At 39.8% G+C, this 17,352-nt stretch carries 16 protein-coding genes; 5 read left to right on the forward strand and 11 right to left on the reverse strand.

Going from position 1 to position 17,352, the window contains the following annotated elements:
- Positions 1-8: 8 nt before the first annotated feature.
- The 7 genes from SYJ56_RS17660 to SYJ56_RS17690 form a co-directional block, all read right to left on the reverse strand.
- Positions 9-557, reverse strand: a complete 549-nt coding sequence (locus tag SYJ56_RS17660) for a cob(I)yrinic acid a,c-diamide adenosyltransferase (RefSeq protein ID WP_323836385.1) — start codon at positions 555-557, stop codon at positions 9-11.
- A 61-nt stretch (positions 558-618) separates the two neighbouring features.
- Complete coding sequence (locus tag SYJ56_RS17665; protein ID WP_323836387.1) at positions 619-1,335, reverse strand: ABC transporter ATP-binding protein; 717 nt, start codon at positions 1,333-1,335, stop codon at positions 619-621.
- Between the two features lie 75 nt (positions 1,336-1,410).
- A complete protein-coding gene (locus SYJ56_RS17670) occupies positions 1,411-4,182 on the reverse strand; it encodes a tetratricopeptide repeat protein (protein ID WP_323836390.1) in 2,772 nt (923 codons plus the stop codon).
- Between the two features lie 17 nt (positions 4,183-4,199).
- Positions 4,200-4,487 (reverse strand): Asp-tRNA(Asn)/Glu-tRNA(Gln) amidotransferase subunit GatC, encoded by a 288-nt coding sequence (gene gatC / locus SYJ56_RS17675; RefSeq protein ID WP_323836392.1) that lies wholly within the window; start codon positions 4,485-4,487, stop codon positions 4,200-4,202.
- A complete protein-coding gene (locus SYJ56_RS17680; RefSeq protein ID WP_323836394.1) occupies positions 4,484-5,215 on the reverse strand; it encodes a lysophospholipid acyltransferase family protein in 732 nt (243 codons plus the stop codon). The genes gatC and SYJ56_RS17680 overlap by 4 nt, the downstream gene beginning before the upstream one ends.
- The gene (locus tag SYJ56_RS17685; protein ID WP_323836396.1) at positions 5,208-5,582 is read right to left on the reverse strand and encodes a globin domain-containing protein; all 375 of its coding nucleotides are present in this window, start codon (positions 5,580-5,582) and stop codon (positions 5,208-5,210) included. The genes SYJ56_RS17680 and SYJ56_RS17685 overlap by 8 nt, the downstream gene beginning before the upstream one ends.
- 22 nt (positions 5,583-5,604) lie before the next feature.
- Complete coding sequence (locus SYJ56_RS17690) at positions 5,605-6,960, reverse strand: NfeD family protein (RefSeq protein ID WP_323836398.1); 1,356 nt, start codon at positions 6,958-6,960, stop codon at positions 5,605-5,607.
- A gap of 458 nt (positions 6,961-7,418) precedes the next feature.
- On the opposite strand from SYJ56_RS17690, the gene SYJ56_RS17695 reads away from it, so the two are divergent.
- The 3 genes from SYJ56_RS17695 (at position 7,419) to SYJ56_RS17705 (ending at position 10,049) form a co-directional block, all read left to right on the forward strand.
- Positions 7,419-8,591: a LysM peptidoglycan-binding domain-containing protein gene (locus SYJ56_RS17695; RefSeq protein ID WP_323836400.1), complete on the forward strand. Its 1,173-nt coding sequence runs from the start codon at positions 7,419-7,421 to the stop codon at positions 8,589-8,591.
- A 136-nt stretch (positions 8,592-8,727) separates the two neighbouring features.
- Positions 8,728-9,282, forward strand: coding sequence for a hypothetical protein (locus SYJ56_RS17700; RefSeq protein ID WP_323836402.1), 555 nt, complete (start codon positions 8,728-8,730; stop codon positions 9,280-9,282).
- Positions 9,282-10,049, forward strand: coding sequence for a TIGR02757 family protein (locus SYJ56_RS17705; protein WP_323836404.1), 768 nt, complete (start codon positions 9,282-9,284; stop codon positions 10,047-10,049). The genes SYJ56_RS17700 and SYJ56_RS17705 overlap by 1 nt, the downstream gene beginning before the upstream one ends.
- A 29-nt stretch (positions 10,050-10,078) precedes the next feature.
- Here the strand turns inward: SYJ56_RS17705 and SYJ56_RS17710 are convergent, their stop codons facing one another.
- The 4 genes from SYJ56_RS17710 to aceK form a co-directional block, all read right to left on the reverse strand.
- Entirely contained in the window at positions 10,079-11,296 is a 1,218-nt protein-coding gene (locus SYJ56_RS17710) for an ATP-grasp domain-containing protein (protein WP_323836406.1), read from the reverse strand.
- Between the two features lie 2 nt (positions 11,297-11,298).
- Positions 11,299-12,726 (reverse strand): leucyl aminopeptidase family protein, encoded by a 1,428-nt coding sequence (locus SYJ56_RS17715; RefSeq protein WP_323836408.1) that lies wholly within the window; start codon positions 12,724-12,726, stop codon positions 11,299-11,301.
- A gap of 19 nt (positions 12,727-12,745) precedes the next feature.
- A complete protein-coding gene (locus SYJ56_RS17720) occupies positions 12,746-13,876 on the reverse strand; it encodes an alpha/beta hydrolase (protein WP_323836410.1) in 1,131 nt (376 codons plus the stop codon).
- Between the two features lie 77 nt (positions 13,877-13,953).
- Positions 13,954-15,681, reverse strand: coding sequence for a bifunctional isocitrate dehydrogenase kinase/phosphatase (aceK, locus tag SYJ56_RS17725; RefSeq protein WP_323836412.1), 1,728 nt, complete (start codon positions 15,679-15,681; stop codon positions 13,954-13,956).
- A gap of 317 nt (positions 15,682-15,998) precedes the next feature.
- Here aceK and SYJ56_RS17730 point away from each other — a divergent pair, with 317 nt between their 5' ends.
- Complete coding sequence (locus SYJ56_RS17730; protein WP_323836414.1) at positions 15,999-16,682, forward strand: hypothetical protein; 684 nt, start codon at positions 15,999-16,001, stop codon at positions 16,680-16,682.
- Positions 16,683-16,684: 2 nt separating this feature from the next.
- Positions 16,685-17,323, forward strand: a complete 639-nt coding sequence (locus SYJ56_RS17735) for an NUDIX hydrolase (RefSeq protein WP_323836416.1) — start codon at positions 16,685-16,687, stop codon at positions 17,321-17,323.
- Positions 17,324-17,352: the final 29 nt, after the last annotated feature.

A 17,352-nucleotide genomic window follows, 5' to 3' on the forward strand; every position in this document is an offset into this window, starting at 1 on the left:
GCTAATTATTAATTTCTGGGTTTCCAGGTTACTTCATCCACTTTCAGTTCATAAGCCATTATGCGGCCAAGTACAAAAAGAAAGTCGGAGAGGCGATTTAGGTATTGAATGACTAATTCAGAAACAGGTTCCATAGAAGTCAGCTCCACTGCAATTCGCTCTGCACGACGGCAAACTGTACGTGCAAGATGACAAAATGAAACGGATTGATGTCCACCGGGAAGTATAAAAGCTGTGAGAGGTGGGAGCAATCCTTGCATTTGATCCATTTCCTGTTCCAGAATCTCTATATCTTCTTGGTGCAAATCTGGTTTTTTTACTTTGTTTTTACCAGGAGTTGTGGCCAAATCTGCACCAAGTGTAAATAGACGGTCCTGAATTTCTTTAAGAAAATCAGTTCTTTTTTCATTTACTGGTTGGTCGCGAAGTAAGCCAATGTATGAGTTGAGCTCATCTACAGTGCCATAGGCATCAATTCTCAAGTTAGATTTAGAGACACGTGCCCCGCCTAACAATGATGTGGTTCCTTGATCGCCTGTTTTAGTATAGATTTTCATCTCTTTGCCCTGGATTCTCTTAGGACAAAAATAAGAATCTATTTGAAATTATAAGGTGTGATTAGACATGCATTGCAATTCCTCGGGTAGGATTCGGATTTATTGTGTCCGATTCCACCAATCCATCCCGCAATCTTACGACCCTATGTGCATAATGAGCAATGTCGTCTTCGTGCGTAACCATGATTATTGTATTACCATTTGAGTGCAATTCATGAAAAAGTTCCATGATACCATGAGAGGTCTTGGAATCCAAGTTACCAGTTGGTTCATCGGCAAGTATGATACTTGGTGTATTTACCAAGGCTCTTGCTATAGCTACACGCTGACGCTGACCACCAGAAAGTTCATTTGGACGGTGCTTAGTTCTATCCCCTAACCCTACATTTGAAAGTGCCTGAAAAGCGATTTCTTCCCGGTCGGATTTGTTCAAACCTGCATAAACCAATGGAAGCGCCACGTTTTCTAAGCAACTTGCTCTAGGTAAGAGGTTGAAAGTCTGAAATACGAATCCGATTTCCTTATTTCTAATTTCTGCCAATTCATTTTCGGTCATGTCAGAAACATCTTTATTATTCAAGACATAAGTGCCTGATGTAGGAGTATCTAGACAGCCAATAATATTCATTAGCGTTGATTTTCCCGAACCAGAAGGCCCCATGAAAGCTACATATTCTCCTTTGTCTACAGTAATGGAGACTGATTTGAGTGCTTGAATAATTTCAGAGCCCATTCTGTATGTTTTGTTGATTTCGTGAGTTTCTATAATTTTCGTCATGGCTGGGGTTTTGCTAAAGTTAATATTTTGGGGTGGAAAATAAATTTCCGCCTACACAAAAAACGTTAATGTGAATCAATAGTTTGAGTTTTGGAGGCTTGCAAGGTCTTCTGGACTTACCCATTGTTGCAAAAGTTCTAAAGATTCATTGGCATAAGTATCGAGCCCGCTTTTCCTTGCTGCCTTGATTTTCTTTATCCATAAGATGGGATCATGATTAAATTCGGTAGCAGAATTCAAGATTTCATATTGATCTAATGGGTCGCTTATTATTTCTACTGTGCTAATAATCAGTGGGCTAAGGTATGGGTTTGCAGTCAGTTCATCGCTAGCTTTGATCCAAGCAATAAATGAGTTTGCTGAGCTTTTATTCTTTAAATCTGGATTATCTACAAAGGCTTTAAGGTCTGCTTGAGTACCTATTTTAGCAGAAATAAACTTCTCTAATTCGATTAAATCTTGCTTTGCCAAGCCATGGGCCTTGTAGGCAATCAGGCGAATTGCTATGTCCGTTTTCAATTCACTTTCAGCTAGTGCCCGCCATTGAGACAGTGAATTTTGAGGCAAGGATTGGTGAAATCTACTGATGATTTTCAAGTAATCTGGAATTGCAGTATCCTTATTAGCTAGATAAGTTGGTAGTTGAATTTGATACTTTTCTCGCATTTCTACTGCTTTTTCAGGCATTCCAGCAAGTCCAAAAATACTCCAGTGATGTGTACTGAATCCTTGGAAGCCTTTTTCCTCTGCAGCTATAAATTCATTGGCTGCTTTTTGGAAATCAAGATTTTGAGCTAAAATGCTTCCGGAGAGTTGCAAATAGTAAGCCGCGTCATTTGGGTTTCTAAAGGCCAAGCCATTTAGGTTTTTCACTGCCTCGGTTACTCTTCCAGCTGACAAGCTTCTAATCACAGCAGTTTCCTGAAGATCCATTAGATATTCTGTCATTTCAGGTTTGTGCCCCAAACTATCTAATAATTCTAAGTCATTACTCGGGTCATTTCTATTAATCTCTGATATTAAATTCCTCCATCCAGCATTAATAAGCATGGGGGAGGTCTCTGCCTGCAATTTATCTTTTATGGATTGTACGAGTTCTTCAGATGGAATATTGGCTAATGCATTTGATGCAGCCAGCTCATTGAGTTGAGAAATCAAATCTGAAGAATGGGTTGGATTGACTTCTGGCTGACCAAGCTTGGTTTTTAAAGCACTGAGATTTGAATTTAAAATTGGATCAGCACTTTCAGACTTAGACATCAAATCTAACGCTTCAGTTGACTTGTTGACTTTGGTATACAGCAAACTTAGATTATTGAGCAAATGAGGTTCATTGGGAAAAATATTGAGCCCATTTTCTAAGTAATATATAGCTTCGAAAACCTTATTTTCTTCATGAAGCCTTTCGCTCAATAGCAGGATGTTATCTACTTGTGGGTTTTCTGTAAAGCTCTCCTCCAAATGCTGCTTAGCCAAAGTCGGTTGCTTAAGATCTAGAAGTAATTTGGCTGTAGCAAACTTGGCCTTTGGATTTTTGCGATAGCGCATCCAGGCATTTTCATATAGAATGCTCGCCTCAAGTTTCTTGTCAGTCTGATAGTAATAATCAGCTAAAATATTACTGGTCATGGCATTTGCCTGAACACCCACAATTCCCCCAGCATAGGTAGTGATGACTAGAATTACAATTAATCCACCTATCCTAATGTGGTAATATACAAGAGAATATGGCTTGTAAAGAATTTTTTCAATCGCCTTTCCTGAATTCATGACATCCAAGAAGTTTGCTAATAGGTAGATGAAGAAAAATAGAGAAAAACCAAGTTGAGAATAGACAAACAGATGTTTGAAAAGCTCTTCTGCAGGTTGATTTCCGGACATTTTCAATTTCCAAACAAGCCATAACGCAAGTCCAAATCCAATTAAATGAAGCGCTTTGATGACAGCTGGAGTTGAAATTAATTTGTCACTTTGGGTCACTTTTTCTCCGATGGAAATCCACCCAAACAGACCAAGTGGCAAAAGGAGGAATAAAGGGGAGAAGGCAGGAAAAGAGATGTTTAAATCTCCCTGCAAGTCCAAAAAAATGAAGAAAAGTGTGCTTAGATAAATCAGAGCGATGAAACTAATCTGGACCGTTATATTCAGGTTGAGATTTCTATTGGCTCTGGCAAGCAAAATATAAACCCCAGAAAGTATTCCATGCCCATTCCAAAAGACCCATGCCAGCGCAAGAGCAAAACCAATAGTTAAGCTATGCTCAGCGATGTAGATTTCGGGACTGCTTAGCGGACTTTGTGTGAAAAGGATAGCAAGAGAAGAGAATGTGCCGATGAAAATTGAAAGCCATTTGACAAACAGATGCACTCTTTGACCCCAGAGGTGAAAGTAGATCAAAGGAATTAATGTCCCAGCAAGAAGAATGATCAAGGGATAATTGGCACTTTGGCCTCCGATATTTAGACCATTGAAATTGCTAAAGGTGAGCAATACAATCCAAATAATTCCTCCAACTATGAAGGGGACTTTTTTAAATTCAGACAGTAAGGTTAATACTGACACCGATGCGAGCCAGACTATCCCAGCATAGATGTAAGATTCTGTTAAATGAATTTCTGCGGATAGAGCCTTAAACTCCTGAAATACAAGATAATTATCTACTTTAATAGGGAATGAAATAGGCCCAATCTGTACCCAGTCAAATGGGATTGCAATCGTATCCAGAAATGACCCTGCCTGAATATTGATGTAAGGCTGTGGGTCAAAAATCAAGTAATACAGCGCAAAAAGCCCTCCTGAACTAATGAATAGGAGGGCTACTATTTTAAATATTATGGAGATTTTCAAGGTGTTTTTCAAAGGTGCTATTCCATTACTTTCGGTACACGGAAATAGTCAGAGTCTCTCTTAGGTGCATTTTTAAGCCCAGCTTCATGATCCAACTGATGTCCTACTTTATCCTCACGCATGTCATTTACCTCTGAAGACATGGTAGTCAGTGGGGCGACATTTTCCGTGTCAATTTCGTTCAATTGCTCTACCCAGTCGAGGATTTGACTCATGTCTTTTGACATTTTCTCAGCACTGCTTTCGTCAAATTCTAATCTTGCCAAATGAGCGATTTTCTTGATTGAATTAGTATCTATTTTCATATGTTTGAGTTATCTAGGTTGAGTTGAGACTGAATTACTTGAAAGCATTGTTCTTTCAATGCCTTTTCAGAATCATACCTCTCAGGAAGTAATGGCTCGTGGAGGGTCATCTTCGCAGCTCTCCAGTGAAGTAATAATTTCCCGTCGTCGGGTAAAATTAGGTGATTATAGGATAAAGTGACAGGGATAATTGGGATTTGTTTCTCCTTGGCCAATCGAAAGACCCCATTTTTAAAGGGAATCATCTCAGGAGGATTTTTGGTAAAGATTCCTCCTTCAGGGAAAATTATTACACTACTACCAGAATTCAGTGCTTCATCTGTACGTTTCATCGTCTCAGCACGACTTTTCATTCTGTCTCGATCCACGGCAATATGAAGATTCTTGAAATAATAGCCGAAAAGAGGAGCTTTGCGAATGGAAGCTTTCCCTACAAATAGTACATCTCCAGAAATAAATCCCATCATGGCAATGTCTAGGTAGCTGAAATGATTTGCCAGATAGATGTAAGGCTTGTCTTTTTCTATCTTTTCACTTTTCTCAATCTTCACAGGAAGGAAAATACAAGTGAAATATCCTCTTGCCCAGTATCGATTGATCTTTCTACCGTATTTTTTCCAACCGGGAATCCAGATACAAATCAGAATAAATGGAAAAATGAGCAGAAAGCTAAGAGCAAAGATTAGTATGGCATAAATTGAGTACAGCCTTGCAAGCAGGTTACTCATGGTTGATCATGTGATTAGCCGCCTTCACAAAGTAACTCATCATAGCTTCGCGAATAGTAGGATCTAAGTCTAGATGATCGAGTGCAACAAGCATTGCATTCATCCAATGATCACGCATAGCAGAATCAATTTTCCATTTTGCATGCCGCATTCTCAGACGTGGATGACCTCGTTGTTGTGAGTAAGTCTCAGGTCCTCCGAATACTTGAAGCAAAAACAGGAAAAGTCGTTCTTCAGCAGGCTCCAGATCTTTGGGATAGAGATTTTTCAAGGCTTCATTTTTGGAGACCTCTTGATAGAAATACTTGGTAAGTATGCGGATTTGTTCTTCGCCGATCAGGTCGTATATCGTCTGAGAGGTATTCATGGAGCAAACTTACCAAATTCTATTAAGCCTCCCATTTTTTCACTTTCAGGGAAGTGCCTTCTGTGGAAATGACAATTATTTTTTCACCTTGATCTATAAAATCTCCTCGGGAATATGCGTCATAAATATCACCATCGATTTCAATTTTCCCGCTGGGTCTTAATCTAGAGTGAACTACGCCTGTCCTTCCTTTAAGGGTATCTGCGTAGGAAGAAGAGGTGTAGCCTTCGCTTCTTTGCTGAGTCGAAGCAAGTGTGATGGTTTTGAATGCTCCCCATTCATTGACCTTTGGTGTAAGCCAGAAAACTAAGCCGACTGAAGCGATTGCAGCTAAAATAACTGTGAGTAGGGCAACGAATAGATCGGTGGCAGGGACAAAATCAAAGTTGAAATTTTGATTGGGAATCATGCCAAGAACTAATCCCGCCAAAATCCCTATGATTCCGAGCACGCCGAATATCCCGAAACCAGGTATTACAAACAGTTCTACAGCTAATAAAATTACTCCAATGAAGAAGACCAAAATCTCCCAATTCTCAGCAAGGCCATTCAAATAGAATGGAATGAAATAGAGTATCACTGCTACTACAGAAGCAAGAATAGGGAAACCTACCCCAGGAGTTTGCAGCTCAAAGTATAAACCCCCGATTATAATCAAGATCAAAAATCCACTCACTGCGGGATTTAAGAAGAAGGCGATTATCTGTTCTGTAACGCCAATTTCATACTCAATCAATTCAGCCCCTGCCAGGTTTTGATCAGCTAGAATTGCTTGAATCGAATTGTATTGACCTTCACAAAAGCCATACTTTTCAGCTTCGGAAACAGAAAATGTAATCACTGATCCAGCTTCTGATATTCCTTCAATCTCGATTTTCTCATCTACCATCGCTTCTGCGATTTTGGGATCACGTCCTTTAGCTTCCGCTGTACTTCTCATCATCGAGCGCATGTAGGATTGATATTTGTCAGGAGCCGCAGCTCCATCTGCACCATTTACGACTGTTGCAGCACCTATACTTGCTCCTGGAGCCATATAAATACTGTCCGTGGCAATGGAAATCAGCGCTCCAGCTGATGCAGCATCTTTATTTATAAATACATAAATCGGGATAGTCGAATTGAGTATCATGGTCCGGATTTCATCTGCATCATTTACCGCACCCCCATATGTATCCATGTCAATAATTATCAGGTCGACATCGTCTTGCTCTGCTTGCTCCAGCGCCAATTTTACCCTACGAGTCATCGCAGGATCTATGTCCGTGTCGATTTTGAAGGTAAAAACCTTCTTGTCAATTCCAGTATCGGTTTGGGCCAGAACTAGTTGAGAAGAAAATAAAAGGAAGATGAGGAATGCGCTGAAATAGATTTTCATTTGTGGTATGCAGGTTCGAATGATAAAAGATACGAAATAGACACAAAAAGTGATTGTTTTCTTTAAATAGCTGCGATTAGTGTAAGTATTTTTGAAGCATAAATTCCGATTCTTGGACTATTCTTCGATCTTTGCCTGGAATTCATGACCTATATTATTCCATTTCTTTTCATATGTTTATAATTTTCTTTCAAAGGCCATATGGAATCTCGCATGCATTATAATCATCCCAGTGTGTGACGCTTGAGTCATGCTCGATTTCATGTGTTTATAACTTTCTTTAAAAGGCCACCCCGATTAGTCGGGGCAGGCTATGGAATCTCGCAGGAATTGTAATCATTCCTATTTCTCAGTTTTGCTTGCGTCATGCTCGATTTCTAGCATAATTCTTGCGCTTCTTGACTTTGGAAAATCATCTTGTATTTCTAATTCGTTTATTCACAACTCAGTAAATCCCTATGAATAATAGATCACAATTTTTCTGGTCCTTTCTTCTTGTTTTCTCGCTTTCGGCTTCATTGTCAATGGCTTCCGAGCTTATTTCTGTCGATTCGGTAGGAGTTCAGCGCATCGGAGATCAGTCATTTATTTTGCATGAAGTGGATCCAAAGGAGACTCTTTTCGGGATTTCCCGTCGCTATAAATCTCCAGTAGGTGAAATCATTGAAGCAAATCCTGTCTTAAAACAAGGATTGAAAATCGGTCAGACAATAAAAATTCCGTTTGTATCCATGGCTGAGCTTCCTGCTGGATCTGTGCTGCATAATGTAGTTCCAGGGGAAACACTCTTCTCCATTTCCAAAAAGTATGGAGTATCTGTAGAAAGTGTGATGAAGGAGAATGGTTTGAAAGGAAATGATCTAAGTGTTGGTCAGTCTTTGATTATTGAGCCTGCGGTGCCAATTGCAGTGACTAAGGAGCCTGAACCAGCTATCGCCGTTGCTACAACCACAACAACAAGTAAATCAGAAACTAAGGCTAAAGAAAAAGCAGCAAAGAAAGCTGAAGAAACTCCAAAAGTTAATGAGAAAATAGAGCCATCACCTAAGCCCGAGACGATCAAAACAGAAATCTCTGAGGCTGCTGTGGAAACCAGTAAGCCGATGGTACCGGGTGATTGGAGATCACATACTGTTCAGAGTGGTGAGACACTTTTTTCTATAGCTAATCAATATTCCGCTCGGGTAGAAGATCTCATTACTTGGAATGCATTGACATCAAATAATCTACAGCAAGGTCAAGTATTGAAAGTGGGTCGCGGAGCAATGCAAGAATCTACTGTGCCTGTAATAGGAACTCCAAGAGTTGTTTCCAGTGTAGATGAAATGATGGTGGAGCCTGCAGACACAAATACCTCTGGCGGCTTTAAGAATATTAAGGAAACCGGTCAGGCTGAACTTATTGAAGGTACTGGTGGACACAAAAAATACTTGGTGCTTCATAGAACTGCTCCAGTGGGCACGATCATGCGAGTAAAAAATGAGGAGAATGACGTGACGATTTTCGCTAGAGTAGTCGGGACGCTTCCAGAAACTGGAGACAATGGTAAATTGGTAATCAAACTTTCTCAGGCAGCTTTTGATCAGTTGAAAGCTGTGAATGGCAGATTCCCTGTAGAGGTGATGTACTAATAGTCAGGATCTAAATAAAACTGGAAGACCGTCAAAAATGGCGGTCTTCTTTCGTTTTGAACCTATAGTTAGCTCCTTAGGTTTTAAGATTGAATTTTGGTTTCCGCTAAGCCACTGCTAATTTTGCATTCGAGCTATGAATAAAGTCCAACTCATTTTCCACTACATTTTCCGATTCATTTGGAATCTGATTTTTATTATTTCTTACCCGATTCTGGCGAGTTTTGGCTTGCTGTTTATTGGTGTGACCTACGTATTTTCGTTGCTTTCCAGATTTCTGACTAGGCTTCGTCCTGAAGGGAAAAAGGTAATTTTGTTGGAATCAGAGTGGGAGGATTTACCTTATTCTGGAGGTTTATTGGAGGCCAAATTGATCAAGCAAATCGTTTTTGGGCCATCTGGATTTAAGTTTAGGAGAAAAGATGGTGTTCCTTCTGTTCTTTCAGATTATGTTTTTGGGAGAAAAGTCCGAGTACTCGAAGAGGGGTTTATTCTGGAGAAATGGAATAGCACAGAATCTAGGGATTTGCCGGATTTTGATATCTGTTTGTATGATCCAGACCAGGATTCACTCCGCTCACTTACGAATATCAAATGTTTTGATTGGCACGTTTCAGAGAAAATAGAAAATGAGCTTTGCTTCAAATGGTTTGATGGTACTCAGGGAGGCGAAGTTAAAGTTGCCCTTTGATGCAAAATCTCAAGGATTTTTTAGATGAGAAAGTTGAGCAATACAACCGCCCCGGTTTCATTACGCTTGATCCGATCTCAATTCCACATCGATTTTCCAAAAAAGAGGATATCGAGATTTCAGGATTTTTTGCTGCTATTTTAGCTTGGGGACAGCGCAAAACCATCATTAATAAATGCATAGAATTGTTTCAACTGATGGACAATGCTCCACATGACTTTTTACTGAATCATGAAGAAGATGATTTGAAACCTTTTCTAAACTTCAAGCACCGAACTTTCAATGATGTGGACACTTTATATTTTATCCACTTTTTGAGTTGGTATTATAAAAAGCACGCATCTCTAGAGGAAGCTTTTTTACTGGGACAAACAGGCGGGATAGATGCTATGGGATCGATCTTAACGCAGTTTCAGGAATTCTTCTTTTCATTACCGGATTCTCCACATCGAACAAGAAAGCATATTGCTACCCCGAGTCGTAAGGCTGCCTGCAAGCGTATCAACATGTACTTGCGGTGGATGGTGCGGGATGATGATAAGGGAGTTGATTTTGGACTTTGGAAGAAAATCTCACCAGCACAGCTGATTTGTCCCTGCGATTTGCATGTGGATCGGGTGGGAAGGAAGTTGGGGATGATCACCAGAAAGCAAACAGACTGGCAGACTGCGCTAGAACTGACCCAGAAACTCCGGGAGTTTGATCCGGTAGATCCTGTCAAGTACGACTTTGCCCTTTTTGGTTTGGGAGTAGAGGAGAAGTTTTGAACGGATGACGGTGTTTCTCGTCAACTGATTTAGTGAAACTTCTTGATTTCTGGCGAATCAGCCACAGTAGAGAATTCTCTAGCAATTCGCTCTGCATAATCATCTAAGAGCTGCATCACTCTATCTTGGTTTTTTGACTTCACGATTAGGCCAGCATGGTATTCTAACGGCACTCGAAAATAAACTTCTGGATCATCAAAACTGCTCAAGTCAGGATGTTCATATTTGGAAAGTGTGAGTAAGATACCAGCGTAGTTTTTGGCAACTTTTGGTAATTGATATGTATAGTTTTTAGCCAGAGAATCTTCAATTTTGGCCCATTCGGCCCATAGATTAATGTCTGTGGCGGCTTCTACCATTTCTGCCAAATGTGCTCCACCTACACGGGAGGAGGTTTCTAAGAAGTAAATCTCACCATCTTCACGGCTTTTGATGAATTCTGTATGTGTAGCTCCTGACTTCATCCCAAATGCTTTCATTATCGCAGCATTTGCTTTTTTGATTGCCTTTTCATCGTCAGATCCATACTGCAAATTTGCCGAACGGAAGATCCCACCACCTTGAGAAATTTCCATTGGCGTAGATAAGTATCTCGATACCGAGCAGAAGAGGTTCTTCCCGTCTAGCATCAATCCATCGGCATGATAAACATCCCCTGGTTTGAATTGCTCCACCAGATAAAACAGTCTATTATCTCCTAATTCATTAATATTCTCCCAAAGTGATTCTTTGTCATTAACTTTGATGATTCCATGAGCAGAGGCTTCAGATCGAGGTTTTAGCACCCAAGGAGCCGGGATATGGTCAGCGAATTGATTGATGTCGTCGTCATTGAATAGCGGAGCAAATGCGGGTACTTTTATATCTGAATCATGTGCTTTGATACGCATTGCTAGCTTATCACGGAAAAATCGTCCCGTAGTTTGGCCCATTCCTGGAATTCTAAGATTCTCACGTAGATAGGTGGCTTTTTCTACATCATAATCATCTAGGGCGACTATACTTTCTATTTTGTGATTCTTCATCAATCCTCCGATGCCTTTAATCAATAGATCAAGATCCCAGTCTAAATCCTGTCCAGGCATATAGAATATCTCATCAATGTATTCAAATGCCCAAGGCTTGTTTTTCAACTTTTCAGACGTTACTAAAAACACCCGATTGCCTTGTTTTTTTAGCTGAGTCAAAAATGCATTTCCTTTGAAAAAATTAGAAATACAAAGAAAAGTCTTGCCCTGATCGTCCATAATTACACTTGATTTTCGATGAATTTAAGTAATAATTGGACTCCAAAAGCAGTCCCTGATTTGGTTTTTGAAAATTCGCTATCCCCAAATGCCACACCTGCAATATCCAGATGTGCCCAAGAAGGATGTTCATGAATAAAAGCTTCAAGGAATTTGGCAGCGGTAATGGCTCCCGCTATTGGTTTGCCATGATAATTTTTGATATCTGCAATCTCAGAGTCCATCTCGGAGCGGTAGCTTTCCCACATTGGGAGAGGCCATACTTTCTCGCCGGATTGCATTCCGGCTTTCCTTAGGGCATCTGAAATAGCATCAGAATTGGAGAAAAGCGCACCACATTCGTAGCCAAAGGTACCCACACTGCTTCCTGTCAATGTTGCCAGATCGATGAGCTGATCCACTTGATAATTTTTCACCAGATAAGACAACCCATCAGCCAAGATCAAACGGCCTTCTGCATCAGTATCGATCACTTCAATACTCAATCCGGCATGTGAACCTATGACCTCCGATGGAAGGTAAGCATCCTTATCTATTGAGTTCTCTACAGCTGGAACGATGGCGGTGAGATTAACCGGAAGTTTTAGCGAAGCGATAAGTTGGGTGGCAGCTAGTACTGCCGCAGCTCCACCCATGTCGGATTTCATATATACCATGCCCTGAGTTTTGATGTTCAGACCTCCAGTATCGAATGTAACTCCTTTTCCCACCAAGCCTAAGTGAGATTTGGCATCTGGACTTCTATACTCCATGATGATGAACTTTGGCGCCTTTGCACTTCCGCGAGAAACGGCCAAAAAGGCATCTAAACCTACTGATTTTGCTTTTCCTTCATCAAAAACCTTAACGGAAAAGCCATGTACAGCTCCCTTCTCCACAGCCCAGTTTGCCAAGTATTCTGGGGTAATTACGTTTGGGGGAAGATCAACTAATTTGAATCCTTCAATTTTTGCGGCAGCAATTTTAGCTGCACGATCAAATGTTGTTTGGAGATTAGTGATTGTAGAAATCACATTTACTTCTAAGTTCTCAAAGTCTTTCTGATCTTCTTTCTTTTGCTTGAAAAAGCCAATACTATAGGCTCCAAGTTGAATACCTACTAAAGCACTTTCAATTAATTCTGAAGGGAAATCATCGGGAAAATCAATTGTAACAGTGTTTTCTACCAGCTCTTTATTTTTAGATAGTATTCTCCGGAAAGACTTTTCAATGCTGGAAACATCTGTTTTGTCTCCCAATCCAATAAGCAAAACTAGTTTTCCATTGATGTCCAACTGGTAGGAAGAGTCTTTTTTTCCTTTGAAAAGTGAGGCGTTAACTGAATAGCCGTTGAGTTTTTCTTTTAAAGTATCTTCATAATTATCACCTAAGATGGGGATAATCAAAAGTCCTGACTTCTCACTCGTTTCGGTAGGGATATTGAATTGCATAGTGGTCGCTTTCGCTGATTTAGTCTTCTTTAGTACTGAAAAATAGCCATTCTATGGCTTTGGGAAACTCATCGCTCCAGTATATCTCGTTGTGCTTCCCTTCTTCATTGATGCTCAGATGTACTTTCATTTTTCCCTTCAGGTTCTCTCTTTTGAGTAAGCGCTTCCGGAATTTAGTGACATGCTTTACCATCGTTTCACTTTCATCACCACCGGCATATAGATAAAGTCTGGTATCCTGAGGTTCAAAAATATCAAGAAATCCCAGTTTGATTTTTGGAATCACCCACAGCGAGGGTGAAAAGACCATCAACTTTCCAAAAACCTCTGGATAAATCAGGCCAGAGAAAATGCTCACCAATCCCCCCATCGAGCTTCCACCAATTCCTGTGAATTCCCGCCCAGGTTTTGTTCTGTACGTTTTATCTACAAAGGGTTTGAGTGTATCGGTGATGAATCGAATGTATTTCTTGCCACTGCCTACGCCGAGTACTGTTTTGCCCACGTTATATTCTTGAAGGCGTTCCGATTCCCCATGTTCTACAGCGACGATTATGATTTTGCCAATTCCATAGTCGGACATTACGGCTAGTTTCTTGTCTATTTGCCAGTTCCCGAATTCAGCATTTTCGTTGAATAGGTTTTGGGCATCATGTAAATAAAGAACTGGGTATTCTTCCTGGCTAGTACTATAATCATGCGGTAATAGCGCCCACACTCTCCTGGTTTTATTGAGTTGCGGAATTTCAAATTCCTCAGAAATCAAATGTATTTCAGGTAATTGACTTGGTCGGTAGGGTAGCCAGTTTTTACGCCATTTGGCTACTTTTTCTACTTTGGTCTCATTGCCGTCATACCAATGCCTGTTTGGAGTTCTGTTTCCAAATTGATCAATTTCTACCTCGGACCAGTCACCTTTGGTGAACTTGTAGATTAGCTCCTTTTCAAACTTATCACCAATGGGAAAAGTAAATTCATACTTTCCCTTTGCTACTTTTTTCATTAGAAAACGGCGATCTTGAGTCATCCAGTTATTGAAGTTACCTGATATATAAACAGGTCTTTGATCGTCATCTGGGGTGTTCAGAATTATGGTTTTCGTATTGCTTACTTCCGTGAGGGATGTATTTTCTTGTGATTCAGAATTCATTCAGTGGGTGATTATGGGCATAGCCCAGACTGCAAAAATAACTTTTGCAGGCATACCAATGAAATAAACTTAAAATCTTAAATTTTTTCCTCAGGTCTGAAACGGATTTCATCTGGATAGGGGAAGGCATGAATTAGTTCGCCATCTGTAATTCTTTGCTGAACTTCCTGCCAATACAATGGATCAAAAAGATCTTTGTGATAATTGAGAAAATGATCTTTAATATCCTTTCTACCAATCATCCATCGCTTGAAATCCTCTGGAAAAACATCATTTTTTGCAATGGAGTACCAAGGCTCAGGAGCGTAAATTTGCTCATAAGTTTGTGCCTTTGGCTTTTCCCGGAAATTCATATCAGTCAAAAACTCGATCTCATCATAATCATAAAAAATCACACGCTTCTGACGGGTAAGTCCAAAGTTTTTGGTCATCATGTCACCCGGGAAAATATTTGCCTGCGCCAATTGTAAAATCGCTCTTCCATAGTCTTCTGTTGCTTTCATGCCTTCCTCCGTACTGCAATCCTCTAAGAAAATATTTAAAGGATCCATTCTTCTCTCTGTGTATAAGTGTTTGATAATTAAATGAGAATCGGTAACCTTCAAAAGTGAATTAGTTGTCTTCCTCAGTTCAATCATCAACTCGCCACTGATTCGCTCAATTGGGATTTTGAAGTATTCAAACTCATGGGTGTCTGCCATTCGCCCTACACGATCGTGGAGAGAAACCAGTTTATACTTACCGCGAACCTCTTGCCGAGTCATGGTTTTTGGCGGTTCAAAATGATCCTTTATCAACTTGAAAACTATATTAAGCGATGGCAAAGTGAACACAGTCATCACCATTCCCTTAATTCCAGCAGATACTTCGAATTGATCATCGCTGGCATCCAGGTGGTGAAGAAAATCTCGATAGAATAAAGTTTTCCCATGTTTGTTGAATCCGATGGCATTATAGAGTTCATGGATTTTCTTGTGTGGAATGACAGAGTTGAGAAAGCCTACTACTTGTGAAGGGACCTCAGCTTCGACCATAAAGTATGAACGTGTAAAGCTGAACATACTACTCATAAGATTAGGATCAAAAATCAGTGTATCTACAAACACACCTTTTTCTCCGTGCAGCACAGGAATGATAAAAGGCATCCATTTATGCCCTAGAAATGTTCTCCCGATTAAATAAGCTGCTTTATTTCTATAAAAGACAGATTTCAAAATCTGGGTTTTTGTATCTGGACCAACCGTGTACCTTGTCAAAATCACCTTGCGAACACCAGCTATCAGAAATTTGATGTCTTGCTCTTTGTCCATAAAAGGTGCTCCAAAATCGTAATCATCGAGGATTTGGCGGATGTTTTTTTCCAAACCAAAAAAAGAAGGGTATGTTCTCAGGAGTTCATCTGACTCTCTTACGGCACAGGAATCAAAACCCTCCATGACAAACATCAATTCCTCATCAATGGTCATTTTCGGAAAGCTTTTTCTGATTACTGAATTGAAAAATGTTTCAGCTAATTCCATGTCAGGTCTTTCAGAAATCAGCAATTGATACATGTGTTTTATCTCCGTCCAACTGGAAGAATCAGATGCTTGCTCTCCCAAGATTTCTGAGCATTCCTTAGCAAGGGGAAATAGCAAATCCTTGTATAGACGAAGTCGCTGTTTATTGTTAAGATGTGTGTCATGCCAGGCTTTTTCGCTGAAATATTTTGGAGCCAATCGAGTATAGGTATTGAAACGCTCCATGTAAGTAATGAAGCCGGTATAAATTTTTTTGGCGACTTGTTGCGATAGTGTTAAGATCATAGAAAGTAAACTGTTCAGGGGATGAGCAAATTCAAAAAAATATTTAATAAAATTTTAATGTTTAGCTAAGATATAATTTCATTGATTTTTAAGGGTTTATAAAAGAAAATCTTTGGGGAAATAAAATTTTGAAAATCTTTCGCAATCGATTGTTTGGAGGATATGAAAACATTTTATACTTTTCGGAGGTATTCATAAAACGAATATCTACAATAGGTTTAATAGGTTTGAGAGCAGGAAAAGGTTGGGTCAATGTCCCAACCTTTTTTGTTTTTTAGTCATCCTGACTTAGCTTAACCTTCTCAATTTAATCTTCTATGAGGAGTCCAAAATCCACGTTTAATTATTTGACTACAGTTGGCATTGCTTTCATGTCTCTTTTAGCTTGTGATTCTAAAGATCAACAAGCTAATGAGCGTATTGAAAACATTTCGGATATTGAAGAAGAAATAACCCGGAATAGAGCGCTTATAGATTTAGCATTAGCTCAAAATAAAAACTGGTATAGCCATTGGAGTACCGATCTTGGTTTGTTTGATGCTTCACAATTTGAATTAGTGATGACTGATTCCATAGATCCCATGGAAATGCCTGAGAAAAACCCTATCCTGAAGGGGGATCCACTTTATCCTTATCAGTTTCCTCATCCGACTGGTAATGGAACTATAGATATTTATAGTTATAAAATTGAAGCCCAAGAGACAATTGATTATCCATTTTTAAACCCAGATTCAGAGGTAGTTTGGTATAAGGAAGATGGGATGAAGGAACGCTTACTTTTCATGGGCCCATCGGGGATGTTTGAGGATGGTATGTGGTTAAATGAAAGAGAGTTCTTAGTATTTGGATTTTTTCAGGAAGAGTCTGGATATAGACCAATGGCCTGGCTGATCAATGTGGAAAATCATATGCTAAGGCAATTTCAATTTGACAAAGTGTCTCCATCATATGAATCCCAATCCTACATTAATAAGAAGATCAAACAAATAGATTTAGGGTAAAAATGGATTTTAGAAGCGTTTTGAGTTTGTTGGAAAATGGAATGAAACATCCACTGCCCGGCCAAGAAGCGCAGCTTTCCATGTCTCCCAATCCTGTCGATATGAGGAGGTTTGATCCAAAACTTCCAAAAAATCATCGCAAAAGTTCTGTTTTGATACTTATTTATCCTTATGAGAACAAAGCATTTTTCCCTCTGATCAAACGGCCTGTTTACCCTGGTGTTCACAGTGGACAGATTGCTTTTCCTGGGGGGAAAATGGAAGTAGAAGACGAGGACGAAATAGAAACTGCTCTTCGAGAGGCTTGGGAAGAAGTAGGGATCCTTCCTGAGCAAGTCAAATTGATTGGCCGGATGAGTGATTTGTTTATACCAACCAGCAATTTTTTAGTAAGTCCTATTTTGGGTTATTCTGAGGTGGTCCCGGATTTTGTTCCAGAAGAAAAAGAAGTGGCAAGAATCATCCAAACAGCCGTTAGTACACTTTATGAGCCAGCTATTCGTAAGCAGAAAATATTAGAATTCAGCAATAATTTCCGCTTGGATACGCCATATTTTGAAGTGGATCAAGAGATGGTCTGGGGAGCTACAGCTATGATTTTAAGTGAGTTTTTGCAGATTCTGGAAAACGGAAAGAATTAGAGTTCTGGTCTTTTTGGACAATTGTTGCT

The sequence above is a fragment of the Algoriphagus aurantiacus genome (genome assembly GCF_035156405.1).
GTDB classification, from domain to species: domain Bacteria; phylum Bacteroidota; class Bacteroidia; order Cytophagales; family Cyclobacteriaceae; genus Algoriphagus; species Algoriphagus aurantiacus.

What these genes read in the sequence shown, in the direction of transcription:
- SYJ56_RS17730 (WP_323836414.1), top strand. Translation starts at nt 15,999, where the DNA reads ATGAGGAGTCCAAAATCCACGTTTAATTATTTGACTACAGTTGGCATT.
- SYJ56_RS17705 (WP_323836404.1), top strand. Translation starts at nt 9,282, where the DNA reads ATGCAAAATCTCAAGGATTTTTTAGATGAGAAAGTTGAGCAATACAAC.
- SYJ56_RS17720 (WP_323836410.1), bottom strand. Translation starts at nt 13,876, where the DNA reads ATGAATTCTGAATCACAAGAAAATACATCCCTCACGGAAGTAAGCAAT.
- SYJ56_RS17695 (WP_323836400.1), top strand. Translation starts at nt 7,419, where the DNA reads ATGAATAATAGATCACAATTTTTCTGGTCCTTTCTTCTTGTTTTCTCG.
- SYJ56_RS17715 (WP_323836408.1), bottom strand. Translation starts at nt 12,726, where the DNA reads ATGCAATTCAATATCCCTACCGAAACGAGTGAGAAGTCAGGACTTTTG.
- SYJ56_RS17735 (WP_323836416.1), top strand. Translation starts at nt 16,685, where the DNA reads ATGGATTTTAGAAGCGTTTTGAGTTTGTTGGAAAATGGAATGAAACAT.
- SYJ56_RS17680 (WP_323836394.1), bottom strand. Translation starts at nt 5,215, where the DNA reads ATGAGTAACCTGCTTGCAAGGCTGTACTCAATTTATGCCATACTAATC.
- SYJ56_RS17700 (WP_323836402.1), top strand. Translation starts at nt 8,728, where the DNA reads ATGAATAAAGTCCAACTCATTTTCCACTACATTTTCCGATTCATTTGG.
- SYJ56_RS17665 (WP_323836387.1), bottom strand. Translation starts at nt 1,335, where the DNA reads ATGACGAAAATTATAGAAACTCACGAAATCAACAAAACATACAGAATG.
- SYJ56_RS17710 (WP_323836406.1), bottom strand. Translation starts at nt 11,296, where the DNA reads ATGGACGATCAGGGCAAGACTTTTCTTTGTATTTCTAATTTTTTCAAA.
- gatC (WP_323836392.1), bottom strand. Translation starts at nt 4,487, where the DNA reads ATGAAAATAGATACTAATTCAATCAAGAAAATCGCTCATTTGGCAAGA.
- SYJ56_RS17690 (WP_323836398.1), bottom strand. Translation starts at nt 6,960, where the DNA reads ATGAAAATCTATTTCAGCGCATTCCTCATCTTCCTTTTATTTTCTTCT.
- SYJ56_RS17660 (WP_323836385.1), bottom strand. Translation starts at nt 557, where the DNA reads ATGAAAATCTATACTAAAACAGGCGATCAAGGAACCACATCATTGTTA.
- SYJ56_RS17685 (WP_323836396.1), bottom strand. Translation starts at nt 5,582, where the DNA reads ATGAATACCTCTCAGACGATATACGACCTGATCGGCGAAGAACAAATC.
- aceK (WP_323836412.1), bottom strand. Translation starts at nt 15,681, where the DNA reads ATGATCTTAACACTATCGCAACAAGTCGCCAAAAAAATTTATACCGGC.